Here is a 14,161-nt window from a genome sequence, read left to right as displayed (position 1 = left end):
GGGCTCCCGCCTGCCAGGGGTCGTTTTTTGACCCTCCGGGACGAACACATATGCAGAACGAACCAATCAAGGACATCGTCATCGTCGGCGGCGGCACCGCCGGCTGGATGACCGCCGCCGCGCTCTCTACCATCCTCAACGGCCGCTACAATGTCCGCCTCGTCGAGTCCGACGAGATCGGCATCGTCGGCGTGGGCGAGGCGACCATCCCGATGATCCAGCGCTTCAACCGCGTGCTCGGCATCGACGAAGCCGAATTCATGCGCGAGACCCAGGGCAGCTTCAAGCTCGGCGTCGAGTTCGTGAACTGGGGCAAGCTCGGCGAGCGCTACATGCACGGCTTCGGGCGCCTCGGCCAGGACCTGGCGACGGTGCCCTTCGAGCAGTACTGGCTCAAGATGCGCCGCATGGGCAAGGCCGGGCCGCTCGAGGAATATTCGATCACGCGCATGGCGGCCAAGGCCGGCAAGTTCATGCCGGCGCGTTACGACGTGCCGAATTCGCCGCTGGGCGACATCGCCTACGCCTACCACTTCGACGCTAGCCTGTACGCGCGCTTCCTGCGCAAGCTGGCCGAGTCGCGCGGCGTGACCCGCATCGAAGGCAAGATCGTGCGCGCGACCCAGCTCGACGGCGACGGCTTCATCGACGCCGTCGAGCTGGAGAACGGCACCCGTGTCGAAGGCGAGCTCTTCATCGACTGCTCGGGCTTCCGCGGCCTGCTGATCGAGCAAACCCTGCAGACCGGCTACGAGGATTGGACTAACTGGCTGCCGGCCGACCGCGCCCTGGCCGTGCCCTGCGAATCGGTGCCGGCGATGACGCCGTTCACCCGCGCGACGGCCCATAAATCGGGCTGGCAGTGGCGCATCCCGCTGCAGCACCGCATCGGCAACGGCCATGTGTACTGCAGCCGCTTCATCAGCGACGACGAAGCCGCCGCTACGCTGCTGGCCAACCTGGACGGCAAGGCGCTGGCCGACCCGCGCCTGATCAAGTTCCAGACCGGCATGCGCAAGCTCGCCTGGAACCGCAACGTGGTCGCCATCGGCCTCGCCGGCGGCTTCCTCGAGCCGATCGAGTCGACCTCCATCCACCTGATCCAGTCGGCGATCCAGCGCCTGATCGACTTCTTCCCGGACCGCGCCTTCGATGAGACCGAGCGCAACGAGTTCAACCGCCAGTCGCGCTTCGAGTACGAGCGTATCCGCGACTTCATCGTGCTGCACTACCACCTGAACCAGCGCACCGACTCGCCGTACTGGCTCGAGTGCGCGAACATGGCGATCCCCGAGACCCTGCGCCAGAAGATGGACCTCTACCGCGCGCGCGGCAAGGTGGTGCGGGTCGAGAACGAGCTGTTCTCGGAAGTCGGCTGGACCCAGGTGTTCGAAGGGCAGAACATGCCGGTCGAGGGCTACCACCCGCTGGTGGATGCGCAGTCCGAGGCCGACATTGCGGATTACCTCGACAGCGTGCGCGGCGTGATCGCCAAGTGCGTGAACGTGATGCCCTCGCACGAGGAATACATCGCCCGCCACTGCGCGGCGCCGAAGATGTAAGCCGCGTTCCTGATCTTTCCTGCAAGCAGCCTCATGCGCTTGGCGCATGGGGCTGTTTTTCTTTGAAACGCTTCACGGCACCCGCCGTTTTTCAAATTGTGCCCGCCCGTTCCCGTCGAGGGAGTAAACTGGCGGTTTAGTATCGTTTTTCGAAAGTCATCCATGTCAGACACCCCCATCCCATCGTTTTCCGACCTGAACATCCCCGCGCCCATCCTCAAGGCGCTCAAGGACGTCGGTTACGAGACGCCGTCGCCGATCCAGGCCGCCACCATTCCCTTGCTGATGGAAGGCCGCGACGTGCTGGGACAGGCGCAGACGGGCACCGGCAAGACCGCCGCCTTCGCGCTGCCGGTGCTGGGCCGCATCGACACCAAGCAATCCGCGCCGCAAGCGCTGGTGCTGGCGCCGACGCGTGAACTGGCGATCCAGGTGGCGGAAGCCTTCCAGAGCTACGCCGCCCACATGAAGAACTTCGCCGTGCTGCCGATCTACGGCGGCCAGAGCTATGGCCCGCAGCTGCAGGCCCTGCGCCGCGGCGTGCAGGTCATCGTCGGCACCCCGGGCCGCGTGATCGACCACATCGAGAAGGGCTCGCTCGACCTTTCGCAGCTCAAGACCCTGGTCCTGGACGAAGCCGACGAAATGCTGCGCATGGGCTTCATCGACGACGTCGAGCAGATCCTGCAGCAGATCCCGGAAGAGCGGCAAATCGCGCTGTTCTCGGCCACCATGCCGCCGGCGATCAAGCGCATCGCGAAAACCTACCTGCGCGACCCGGCCGAAGTGACGGTCGCCGCCAAGACCGGCACCGCCGACAACATCACCCAGCGCTACTGGCTGGTGTCGGGCATGCAGAAGCTCGACGCGCTGACCCGCATCCTGGAAGCCGAACCGTTCGACGGCATGATCATCTTCGCCCGCACCAAGCTCGGCACCGAAGAGCTGGCGACGAAACTCCAGGCGCGCGGCTTTGCCGCCACGGCGATCAACGGCGACATGGCGCAGGTGCAGCGCGAGCGCACCATCGAGCAGCTCAAGAACGGCAAGATTGACATCCTGGTCGCCACCGACGTCGCCGCCCGCGGCCTGGACGTGGAGCGCATCAGCCACGTCATCAATTACGACGTGCCGTCGGACCCGGAAAGCTATACCCACCGCATCGGCCGCACCGGCCGCGCCGGCCGCAGCGGCGACGCGATCCTGTTCATCACCCCGCGCGAGCGCGGCCTGCTGAAAGCGATCGAGCGCGCCACCCGCCAGCCGGTCTCGCCGCTGACGCTGCCGACCATCAAGGCCGTGAACGACGTGCGCATCGCCAAGTTCAAGGAACAGATCACCGAGGCGCTGGCCGCCGGCGGCCTGGAGCAGTTCCGCGGCCTGATCGAGGAATACGAGCAGGAGCACAACGTGCCGGCGGTCGACATCGCCGCCGCGCTGGCGAAACTCGGCCGCGGCGAAGTGCCGCTGCTGCTGGAAAAGCCGGACCGCGAGCCGAAGGCCGCCAACTGGGAAGAGCGTCCGCACCGCACCGATTTCGTCGAGCGCCTGCCGCGCCCGTCGCGCGAAGACGCCGGCAGCTGGGAGGAGCGTGCCCCGCGCGCGCCGCGCGAATCCGGCTTCAATACTGGCTTCAAGAAGGAGCGCGTGATGCGCGCGCCGGAAGACGGCATGGCGACCTTCCGCATCGAAGTCGGCCACACCAACGGCGTCAAGCCGGGCAACATCGTCGGCGCGATCGCCAACGAGGCCAATATCGATTCCAAGCTGATCGGCCGCATCGAGATCTACGACGACTTCAGCACGCTGGATTTGCCGGCCGACCTGCCGAACGACCTGCTCGACCACCTGAAGACGGTCTGGGTGGCGGGCCAGCAGCTGCAGATCACGCGCGACGGCGAAACCCCGCCGCCGAAGAAGGCGGGCTATCCGAAGAAGTCGTTCGGAGCGGAGCGCCGCTATTCGGAAAAGCCGGGCTTTAAATCGGACAAGCCGGGCTTCAAGAAGGCGCGCAAGGAGTAAGTCGGCTGCAAGGTAGGGTGGACGGCTTCGCCGTCCACGCGTTCAACCTACGCTTGCACGCCTCATCATTTATTCCGGGGGGGGCTACGGGAAAAGCTCTTCCGATTGCTCCACCGCCGGTTGAACGCGTGGACGGGCAACCCGTCCACCCTACGTTACTTCGCCGGCGCAAACATCCACAACAGCGCCTCGCGCAATTCGCCGCTCCAGAACGCCTCGTTGTGCTCCGCCTCCGGCACGATTTTCAATACTGTATTCGCCGCTGGATGCCCGCTGGTGCGCACCACCTGCGCCATGCGCTCGACGTCCGGCACCATCGTCTCGCCTTCCTTCCCGCCCATCAGCAGATACAGGCGCGCGTCCTGCGGCAGCGGGTTGCGCGCCATGAACTCGAACGAGGGCACGGCCGTCCAGTAGGCGGGCGAGAACACGCCGGCCTTGGCGAACACCTGCGGGTACTGCGCGATCGCATAGTGCGAGGCCAGGCCGCCCATCGAGCTGCCCATGATGGCCGTGTGTTCGCGGCCGGGGAGGGTGCGGTACTTGCTGTCGATCAGCGGCTTCAGGGTCTTGACGACGAAGTCCGTGTATTCGCGGCCTTCGGGCATGCCGAAGCGTTCGTTGCGCCAGGCGTTCAGTTCCGTCATGCGCTTCTCGCCGCCGTTGTCGATGCCGACCACGATCAGTTCCAGCTTCCCTTCTTTCGCCAGGGCGTCCAGCGTCTCGTCGACCTTCCATTCGCCGGCATAGGCGGTGGCCTCGTCGAACAGGTTCTGGCCGTCGTGCATGTAGAGCACCGGGTAGCGCTTGGTCGAAGTGGCATAGCCGGGCGGCAGGTAGAGGCGTACCTGGCGCTTGCGGTCCAGGCCCGGCATGGCGAGCGGCTCGGGCAGCAGGCTGACGCCGGGCAGGGCGGTCGAGGCTTTCGCCGGCGCCGGGATGTTGTCGGCGGCAGCCGCGGGCAGAGAGAGCAGCGCGGCGAAAGCGAGCGGGCAGAGAGTGCGCATCATGAACAGTCCTTTCATGGGATTAGTAGAGTCAGTGAGCAGGAGCCAGCGCCGGCGCGGCGGCCTGCTCCGCCTTGTTCTCGCGCACCAGCAGCCACAGCACGCTCGAGACGGCGAGGCAGCCCCCGCAAATCATGAACAGCACGCTTTTGTCGGGCGCCGTTTTCAGGACGTAGCCGACGCTGGTCGTGGCCAGCTGCGGCAGCACCACCGACAGGTTGAACAGGCCCATGAAGTAGCCCATGCGGCGCTTGTCGACCTTCTCGCTCATGATCGCAAACGGCAGGCTGACCACCGCCGCCCAGCCGATGCCGACCACCGCCATCAGCACGTACAGGACGGCCGGGGTGCGCGCGAACAGGGCGATGGCGAAATAAGCCAGGGCCATGATGCCGATGCAGGCGGCCTGGGTGCGCACGCGGCCGATGCGCGCGGCAATCGGCGCCAGCACCAGCGCCGGCAGCAGGAAGCCGACCACGTTCATCACCGCGAACGAGATTGCGATCACATGGCCCGACTGCGCCGCAGCCTGTTCGGCCGTGGCGCCGGGAGCGACCACGTGCTGCTGGATGAAGGAGATGATGTAGACGAACATGGCCTGCACGCCGAACCAGGTAAAGGCATGCGCCGTCCACAGGCGCCAGAGCTGGCCCCATTCCGTGCTGCCTTCCACGGCCAGCTCGACGTCCTCTTTGGCCGGCGCCAGCGTGCGCGGCTCCTCGACCAGGAACACCGGCAGCACCGAGAAGGCCAGCACGATCACGACGCCGATCGAGATCAGCGCGTAGTTGTCGATGAAGGCGCCGATCAGGTAGGCCATCACGCCCCAGAAGCCGGAGATCGTCTGCATCCAGGTGTAGCCGCGCGTGCGCGCGTCGCCGTCCGGCGTCACGTCCGCGATGAGCGAGCGGGTCGGGTTGAAACTGATGTTGATCGACAGGTCGAGCGTCAGCGCGATGATCACCGCGACGATCAGCAGGTTGCCGATGCCGAGCAGGTCGGCCACGACTTCGATGCGCGGCAGCAGGAAGATGGAGAGGGCAGCCAGCACGCCGCCGATCAGGATGAAGGGCCGGCGCCGCCCGCCCCAGAACCAGGTCTTGTCGCTGATGAAGCCGATGATCACCTGGCCGAGGATGCCGGCCAGCGGGCCGGCCGCCCAGACGATGCCGATCTCGTGGATGTCGAGGTGGTACTTGGTGCTCAGCAGCCAGCTGAGGGCGGAAATCTGGATGCATAGTGCGAAGCCCATCGCCGTGGCGGGCAGGCTGGTCAACGCGTAAAAGGGCTTGCTCAGCCGGCGCTGCATGTCGAGCATGATGTCTCCGTGTTGTTGTGTTATTTGACTACAAATGCTGGATAGTCAATGTTGGATGAGGCGATTCTACCCTGTCCGTCTCTGATTGACACTCGGAAAACACCATGTTATTTTGCTACAAACTCATCTTGCAACCGCCCGTCCTCATGGCCTTTCGGACGGGGACGCTCCCCCAGCCTTGTTCCTGATCCCGCATACTGCAGCTTGTACGCAGGATCAGACCGCGGCGCGTGGCGCGTTCGCCACATACAGAGAGCCTGGCAGGACGCCGGGCCGATCGGGGACATCAATGGAAATGCAAACCAACGCGCTCAAGCCGCGCCTGTCGTTCTGGCAGCTGTGGAACATGAGCTTCGGCTTCTTCGGCATCCAGTTCGGCTTCGCGCTGCAGAACGCCAATACCAGCCGCATCTTCTCGACCCTCGGCGCCAACCCGGACGACCTGGCCCTGTTCTGGCTGGCCGCGCCCGTCACCGGCCTTGTGGTGCAGCCGATCGTCGGCTACCTGAGCGACAACACCTGGCATCCGAAGTGGGGCCGCCGCCGCCCCTTCTTCTTCATCGGCGCGATCCTCGCCATGATTTCGATGTTCCTGATGCCGAATTCCTCGGCGCTGTGGATGGCGGTCGCCGTGCTGTGGATGATGGACGCCGCGATCAACGTGTCGATGGAGCCGTTCCGCGCCTTCGTCGGCGACAAGCTCGACGTCTCGCAGCAGACCGCCGGCTACGCGATGCAGACCTTCTTCATCGGCTGCGGCGCCGTGATCGCCTCGCTGCTGCCGACCATCTTCACGAGCCTGGGCGTGTCGAACGTGCCGCTCGACGGCAGCATTCCCGACACCGTCCGCTATTCCTTCTACGCCGGCGCGCTGGTGTTCATGGCGGCCGTCAGCTGGACCGTCTTCACGGCCGACGAACTGCCGCCGGCCGACCTGGCCGCATTCAGCCAGGAGCGCCAGCACGCACGCAACATCAAGGTCGCCTTTGCCGAAATCATGGGCGGCTTCGCGCGCATGCCGAAGACCATGGTGCAGCTGGCCTTCGTGCAGTTCTTCACCTGGATCGCGCTGTTCGCGATGTGGATCTACACCGGCAGCGCGATCGCCGATTCCGTCTACGGCACCCGCGACGCCCAGTCGGCCGCATTCCAGGAAGCCGGCAACTTCGTCGGCGTGATGTTCGCGGTGTATAGCGGCGTGTCGGCCCTGGCCGCCTTCGTCCTGCCGGTGTTCGCCCGCGCCACCAGCCGCAAGACGGTGCACGCGGTGTGCCTCGCCATCGGCGGCGCCAGCCTGGCCAGCATCGCCCTGATCGACAGCCGCGAGATGCTGATGCTGCCGATGATCGGCGTCGGCATCGCCTGGGCCAGCATTCTGACCATGCCCTACGCGATCCTGGCCGGTGCGCTGCCGGCCAAGCGCATGGGTTACTTCATGGGCCTGTTCAACTTCTTCGTCGTGATCCCGCAGATCGTCAGCGGCCTGCTGCTCGGTTTCGTCACCCGCGAATTCTTCGACGGCCATACGGTGCAGACCCTGGCCCTGGGCGGCGCCTGCATGGGCATCGCCGCGCTGCTGACGCTGGCGGTGACGGACAAGGCCAGGAATTAAGGCCTGCGCGCCGTGATTTTCGCTCCTGTCGTATCGTAATGTTTTATTAACAAACGACTCAGCTACGGAGCGAAGCATGACGATACAGACAGTGGCGACGAGGCCATTCGCCGGACAGCGTCCCGGCACCTCGGGCCTGCGCAAGAAGGTGGCCGAGTTCCAGCAGCCGGGCTACCTCGAGAACTTTGTCGAAGCGATTTTCCAGACCCTGGGCGACTGCACCGGGCGTACCCTGGTGCTCGGCGGCGACGGCCGCTTCTTCAACCGCAGCGCGATCCAGACCATCCTGCACATGGCCGCCGCCCACGGCGTGGCGCGCATGCTGGTCGGGCGCGGCGGCATCCTGTCGACGCCGGCGGTGAGCTGCGTGATCCGCAAGCACGGCGCCTTTGGCGGCATCGTGCTCTCGGCCAGCCACAACCCCGGCGGCCCGGACGGCGACTTCGGCATCAAGTACAACATCGAGAACGGCGGCCCGGCCCCGGAAAAGATCACCGAGGCGATCTTCGCCCATACCCAGGCGGTGTCGAGCTACCGCATCAGCGACGCGCCGCCGGTCGACCTCGACGCCATTGGCGCCACCACCCTGGAGGGCATGCAGGTCGAGGTGATCGACCCGGTAGCCGATTACGCCGAACTGATGGCGCGCCTGTTCGACTTCGACGCCATCCGCGCCCTGTTCGCGCGCGGCTTCACGATGACATTCGACGGCATGAGCGCCGTCTCCGGTCCGTACGCGAAAGCGATCCTGGAAGGGATGCTGGGCGCGTCCGCCGGCACGGTGATCAACGGCGAGCCGCTGGAAGACTTCGGCGGCCACCATCCGGACCCGAACCCGGTCAACGCCGCCGAACTGATTGCACTGATGTCCGCCCCCGGCGCGCCCGACTTCGGCGCCGCCTCGGACGGCGACGCCGACCGCAACATGATCGTCGGCCGCAGCATCGCGGTGACGCCCTCGGACAGCCTGGCCATCATCGCCGCCAACGCGCGTGTGGCCCCGGGCTACGCGGCCGGCATCAAGGGCATCGCCCGCTCGATGCCGACCTCCCAGGCGGCCGACCGCGTCGCCCAAGCCCTCGGCATCGACTGCTTCGAGACCCCGACCGGCTGGAAGTACTTCGGCAACCTGATGGACGCCGGCCTCGTCACGCTCTGCGGCGAGGAAAGCTACGGGACGGGTTCAGACCACGTGCGCGAGAAGGATGGCCTGTGGGCGGTGCTGTTCTGGCTGAACATGCTGGCCGCCACGAACAAATCGGTCGAGCAGCTGGTGGGCGAGCACTGGGCGCGCTTCGGCCGCAACTATTATTCGCGCCACGATTACGAGGCCGTCGACGCGACCGCCGCCGACGCCATGATGTCCGCGCTGCGCGAAAAACTGCCGAACCTGGCCGGCCAGACCCTGGGCGATTTCCGCGTGGCCCAGGCCGACGATTTCGTCTATACCGACCCGGTCGACAATGCGATCGCCTCGCGCCAGGGCGTGCGCATCATCATGACGGATGGCTCGCGCATCGTCTTCCGCCTGTCCGGCACCGGCACCGAAGGCGCTACCATCCGCGTCTACCTCGAACGCTATGAAGCCGACCCGGCACGCCACAGCCTCGACACGCAACAGGCCTTGTCCGGCCTGGTGGCGATCGCCGACGCCGTGTCCGAACTGCGCCGGCGCACCGGCCGCCAGATGCCGAGCGTGATCACCTGATTTTTCCAACCCTGCCACCACTGCCCATGAAACTACCTGCACTTGCCGTCTCCCTGCTGCTCGCCTTCGGCCAGGCCCAGGCCGCCGCGCCCTGGAATGCCCCGGCCCAGCCTTTCGTCTGGGAGAACGCGACCGTCTATTTCCTGCTGACGGACCGCTTCAACAACGGCAATCCGGCCAACGACCTGGCCTATGGCCGGGCGAAGGATGCGGCGCCGCTGCGCGGCTACATGGGAGGCGACTTCGCCGGCATCACGGCGAAGATCAAGGAAGGCTACTTCACCGAGCTGGGCGTGACTGCGCTGTGGATCACGCCGCCGGTCGAGCAGATCCACGCCGGCACCGACGAGGGCACGGGTAAAAGCTACGGCTTCCACGGCTATTGGACGCGCGACTTCACCGCCGTCGACGCCAACCTCGGCACCGAGGCGGACTTCAAGACCCTGGTCGACACCGCCCACGCACACGGCATCCGCGTGCTGCTCGACGTGGTCATGAACCACACCGGCCCCGTCACCGCGAGCGATCCGGTGTGGCCGGAGGAGTGGGTGCGTACCGGCCCGACCTGCACCTACAAGGACGCGCGCACGACGATCGACTGCACACTGGTGAAGAACCTGCCGGACATCCGCACCGACAGTAACAAGGCAGTGGCGCTGCCGCCGCAGCTGGTGGCGAAGTGGAAGCGGGAAGGGCGCTACGAGCGCGAGGTCAAGGAGCTGGACGATTTCTTCAAGCGCACCGGCTACCCGCGCGCGCCGCGCTACTACCTGATGAAGTGGCACGCCGACTGGGTGCGCAAGTTCGGCATCGACGGCTTCCGCGCCGACACCGTCAAGCACACCGAACCGGGCGTGTGGAAGGAACTCAAGAAGGTAGCAAGCCAGGCCTACGAGGACTGGAAGAAGGCCAATCCGTCGAAGAAGCTGGGCGACCTGCCGTTCTATATGACGGCCGAGATCTACGGCTACGAGATCAAGCACGGCCGCGCCTACGACCTGGGCGACAAGCAGGTCGACTACCCGGCCCAGGGCTTCGACAGCATGATCAACTTCGCGCTGAGAACCGATGCGACCGAGAGCTACGAGAAGATCTTCAGCGCCTACTCGACCGCCCTGCAGGGACCGCTGAAGGGCAGCTCGGTGCTGAACTACATCAGCTCGCACGACGACGGCTCGCCCTACGACCCGAGCCGCCAGCGCCCTTACGAAGCGGCGAACAAGCTGCTGCTGGCGCCGGGCGCCGCGCAGATCTACTACGGCGACGAAACCGCGCGCCTGCTGAACGTGAAGGAAGCCGAAGGCGACGCCAAGCTGCGCTCCTTCATGAACTGGGATGAACTGGCGTCGAACGCCGAGCGCGGCCTGAACCGCGTCCAGGACGTGCGCGAGCACTGGGTCAAGCTGGGCCGCTTCCGCCAGGCGCATCCCGCCGTGGGCGCCGGCGTGCACCGCATGCTCCAGCACCATCCCTACGTGTTCAAGCGCACGCTGGAAAAAGGCAAGCTCGTCGACCGCGTCGTCGTCGCCCTCGACCTCCCCCAGGACAAGCCGACCGCCATCCCGGTCACGGGCGTGTTCATGGACGGCCAGACCGTGCGTGACTGGTATTCGAACACGCGTGCCGTCGTCAAGGGCGGCAAGGTGCAGTTCGAGACGCGTAACAAGGTGGTGCTGATCGGGCAGGAGTAGGGCGGATTGTCCGCGCAGGCGTAGGGTGGTCGGCTCCACCCGGGCGTATGCGCATCTGCGGCTGTAATGCCGCGCACGCGTTCAACCAGCTCTAGAAACCTCGCGTCAGTGCAGATGAAGGTTGAACGCGTGGACGGCGCCACGATCGCGGATGATCACGTGTTCGGGTATAGCCGTCCACCCTACAGTGCACCGGACATCGCCCCCCCGCGCATATCGGCTAGACTTGATGGATCGCTAACCCTGCACGAGCCGTCATGACGTCCATCCGCCTGTCCCGTATCGTCTCCATCCTGGCCCTGTCGCTGGCACCGCTGGCCCACGCCGCCGACGAACCCGCCTACGGCCCCGAACTCGAAGGTTTTACGTATCCTGCCCCGGTCAAGCAGTTCAACTTCACCTCGCAGCGGGTGAAGCTGCACATGGCCTACATGGATATCGCGCCGACCGGCAAGGCGAACGGCCGCACCGTCGTCCTCCTGCACGGCAAGAACTTCTGCGGCGCGACCTGGGAGGGCAGCATGAAGGCGCTGGCGGGGGCCGGCTACCGCGTCGTGGTGCCGGACCAGATCGGCTTTTGCAAATCGAGCAAGCCCCAGCACTACCAGTACACCTTCCAGCAGCTGGCCGAGAACACCCGGGCGCTGCTCGACTCGATCGGCGTGAAGGGGCCGGTGACGATGATGGGCCACTCGACCGGCGGCATGCTCGCCGTGCGCTACGGCCTGATGTTCCCGCAGCAGACCGAGCAGCTGGTGCTGGTCAACCCGATCGGCCTGGAAGACTGGAAGGCGCTCGGCGTGCCGTCGCTGGGCGTCGACAAGTGGTACCAGCGCGAGCTGCAGACCACGGCCGAGCGCATCCGCAACTACGAAAAGGCGACCTATTACGTCAACCAGTGGAAGCCGGAATACGAGCCGCCGGTGCAGATGCTGGCCGGGATGTACCGCGGCTCCGGCAAGGAAATCGTCGCCTGGAACTCGGCGCTCTTGTACGACATGATCTATACCCAGCCGGTCGTCTACGAGTTCCCGCTGCTGACGATGCCGACCCTGCTGCTGATCGGCCTGAAGGACACCACCGCCATCGGCAAGGACGCCGCGCCGGAAGCCCTGCGCCCGAAGCTGGGCAACTACCCGGAGCTGGCGCAGAAGACCGCTAAAGCGATTCCGAAGGCGACGCTGGTGAGCTTCCCGGACATGGGGCACGCGCCGCAGATGCAGGACCCGCTGGCTTTCCATGCGGCGTTGCTGAAAGGTTTGAAAGCGGGAAGGTGATTTGAGCGATCTGGTAGCAATCAATCAATGTTATGCTACGCGGCACAAGACCTACCTCAGCCGTCAAGCAGCGATGATCACCGAACCAGAAATCGAACAAAAAAACAGCCGTGCTTCCTATGCCGACGGTCCGCGCCTGCTGGCCGACATCGGCGCCACCCATGCCAGGTTGGCGCTCGAGACGGCGCCCGGCGTGCTGCGCCAGACGGCGGTGTTGCGCTGCGACGACTACAGCGGCATCGTGCCGCTGCTGAACACGTATCTGGCCGAGCACGGCAGCGAGCGCATTTCGCATGCGGCCTTTGCGATGGCGAACCCGATCAGCGGCGACCTGGTGCGCATGACGAATCGCGACTGGCAGTTCTCGACCGACGAAGTGCGCCGCACGATGGGCTGGTCGACGCTCCTGATCGTCAACGACTTCACCGCGCTGGCGATGGCGCTGCCCGGCCTTGGCGCCGGCGACGTGCTGCAGATCGGCGAGGGTAAACCGCAGCCGCACGCGGTGGCCGGCGTGCTCGGGGCCGGCACGGGCCTGGGCGTATCGGGCGTGATCCCGACCGCCGATGGTTTCGTCACCCTCGGCAGCGAGGGCGGCCACGTCAACTTCGCGCCCGGCGACGAGCGCGAGTTCGCGATCCTGCAATATGCCTGGCGCGAGTGGCAGCACGTCTCGAACGAGCGCATCCTGTCCGGCCCGGGCATGGAACTGGTGTACCGCGCGCTGGCGCAGCGAAATGGCGCCGAGGCCCCGGCCCGCAACGCCGCCGAGATCATCGGCGGTGCGCTCGAACAAAACGACCCGCTGTGCCTGGAAGTGCTGGAGTGCTTTGCCGGCATGCTCGGCGGCGCGGCGGCCAACCTGGCGCTGACCCTCGGCGCCTTCGGTGGCATCTTCATCGGCGGCGGCATCGTCCCGCGCATCGCCCAGTGGTTCGCGACGTCCCCGTTCCGCGCGCGCTTCGAGGCGAAAGGGCGCTTCTCCGAGTACCTGGCCCAGATCCCGACCTACGTCATCATGACGCCGAACCCGGCCCTGCGCGGCGTCTCGACCATCCTGTCGGAACACCTGCGCGGGCGCAGCGGCGCCAACACGCTGATGGAGCGCGTGCAGCACCTGCAGCACGAGCTGTCGCCGGCCGAGCAGCGCGTGGCGAGCCTGGTGCTCGAGCATCCGCGCAAGGTGTTATCGGAACCGATCGCGGAGATCGCGCGCTTGGCCGACGTCAGCCAGCCGACCGTGATCCGCTTCTGCCGCTCGCTCGGCTTCCAGGGCCTGGCCGAATTCAAGCTGAAATTCGCCGGCAGCCTGACCGGTTCGATTCCCGTGCGCCACAGCCAGGTGCGCATGAGCGACAGCACCCATGATTTGTCGGCCAAGGTGATCGACAACACGGTCTCCGCCATCCTGAAATTCCGCGACGGCCTCGACGTGCACGCGATCGACCGCGCCATTGCGCTCCTGCGCAGTGCCAGCAAGGTCGAGTTCTACGCGATGGGCAACGCGCGCGTGGTGGCGCTCGACGGCCAGCATAAATTCTTCCGCTTCCGCATCCCGACCACCGCGCACGGCGACGCCCACCTGTTCACGCTGGCCGCCGAACTGCTGCAACCGAACGACGTGGTGATCGCCATCTCGACAGCCGGCCAGGCGCCCGAACTGCTGTCGGCAGTGGACGCGGCGCGCAACGCCGGCGCCAGCGTGATCGCCATCACCAGCAGCAAGTCGGCGCTGGCGAAAAAGGCGAATGTCTGCCTGGCGGTCGACCATACCGAGGACAGCACCACCTTCCTGTCGATGATTTCGCGCATCCTGCAGCTGCTCCTGATCGACATCATGGCGGTCGGGATTTCGCTGGGCAGCCAGGCCGACCAGGACGGCGATATCGAGCGGCGCAAGCTGCTCATTTCGCACCTGGACGTGTAGAAGAGAAAACGTCGGCTTCGGAATCGATTGTCCTATA

General features: G+C 65.9%; 9 protein-coding genes. 7 read left to right on the top strand and 2 right to left on the bottom strand.

Annotated features, from left to right (window positions below; genetic code table 11):
• Positions 1-50 precede the first annotated feature (50 nt).
• Together ACWCIA_RS18785 and ACWCIA_RS18780 are read left to right on the top strand one after the other, a co-directional pair.
• On the top strand, positions 51-1,562 hold the full coding sequence (locus tag ACWCIA_RS18785) for a tryptophan halogenase family protein (protein ID WP_454165723.1): 1,512 nt from the start codon (positions 51-53) through the stop codon (positions 1,560-1,562).
• Between the two features lie 162 nt (positions 1,563-1,724).
• Positions 1,725-3,584, top strand: a complete 1,860-nt coding sequence (locus ACWCIA_RS18780; RefSeq protein ID WP_454165721.1) for a DEAD/DEAH box helicase — start codon at positions 1,725-1,727, stop codon at positions 3,582-3,584.
• 155 nt (positions 3,585-3,739) lie between these two features.
• Here the strand turns inward: ACWCIA_RS18780 and ACWCIA_RS18775 are convergent, their stop codons facing one another.
• Positions 3,740-4,594, bottom strand: coding sequence for an alpha/beta hydrolase (locus tag ACWCIA_RS18775; RefSeq protein WP_454165720.1), 855 nt, complete (start codon positions 4,592-4,594; stop codon positions 3,740-3,742).
• Positions 4,595-4,622: 28 nt separating this feature from the next.
• A complete protein-coding gene (locus ACWCIA_RS18770) occupies positions 4,623-5,909 on the bottom strand; it encodes an MFS transporter (RefSeq protein WP_454165718.1) in 1,287 nt (428 codons plus the stop codon).
• 289 nt (positions 5,910-6,198) lie between these two features.
• Between ACWCIA_RS18770 and ACWCIA_RS18765 the strand changes: the two genes are divergently transcribed.
• The 5 genes from ACWCIA_RS18765 to glk all read left to right on the top strand — a co-directional run bounded on the left by ACWCIA_RS18765 (position 6,199) and on the right by glk (position 14,124).
• Complete coding sequence (locus ACWCIA_RS18765) at positions 6,199-7,521, top strand: MFS transporter (protein WP_454165716.1); 1,323 nt, start codon at positions 6,199-6,201, stop codon at positions 7,519-7,521.
• A 76-nt stretch (positions 7,522-7,597) separates the two neighbouring features.
• Positions 7,598-9,229: an alpha-D-glucose phosphate-specific phosphoglucomutase gene (locus tag ACWCIA_RS18760; RefSeq protein WP_454165714.1), complete on the top strand. Its 1,632-nt coding sequence runs from the start codon at positions 7,598-7,600 to the stop codon at positions 9,227-9,229.
• A 26-nt stretch (positions 9,230-9,255) separates the two neighbouring features.
• The gene (locus tag ACWCIA_RS18755) at positions 9,256-10,920 is read left to right on the top strand and encodes an alpha-amylase family glycosyl hydrolase (RefSeq protein ID WP_454165712.1); all 1,665 of its coding nucleotides are present in this window, start codon (positions 9,256-9,258) and stop codon (positions 10,918-10,920) included.
• Between the two features lie 257 nt (positions 10,921-11,177).
• Entirely contained in the window at positions 11,178-12,197 is a 1,020-nt protein-coding gene (locus tag ACWCIA_RS18750; protein ID WP_454165710.1) for an alpha/beta fold hydrolase, read from the top strand.
• Between the two features lie 73 nt (positions 12,198-12,270).
• Positions 12,271-14,124, top strand: coding sequence for a glucokinase (gene glk / locus ACWCIA_RS18745; RefSeq protein ID WP_454165709.1), 1,854 nt, complete (start codon positions 12,271-12,273; stop codon positions 14,122-14,124).
• Positions 14,125-14,161: the final 37 nt, after the last annotated feature.

It is taken from the genome of Massilia sp. SYSU DXS3249, assembly GCF_053668055.1.
This window is presented reverse-complemented; position numbering and strand designations above follow the sequence as displayed.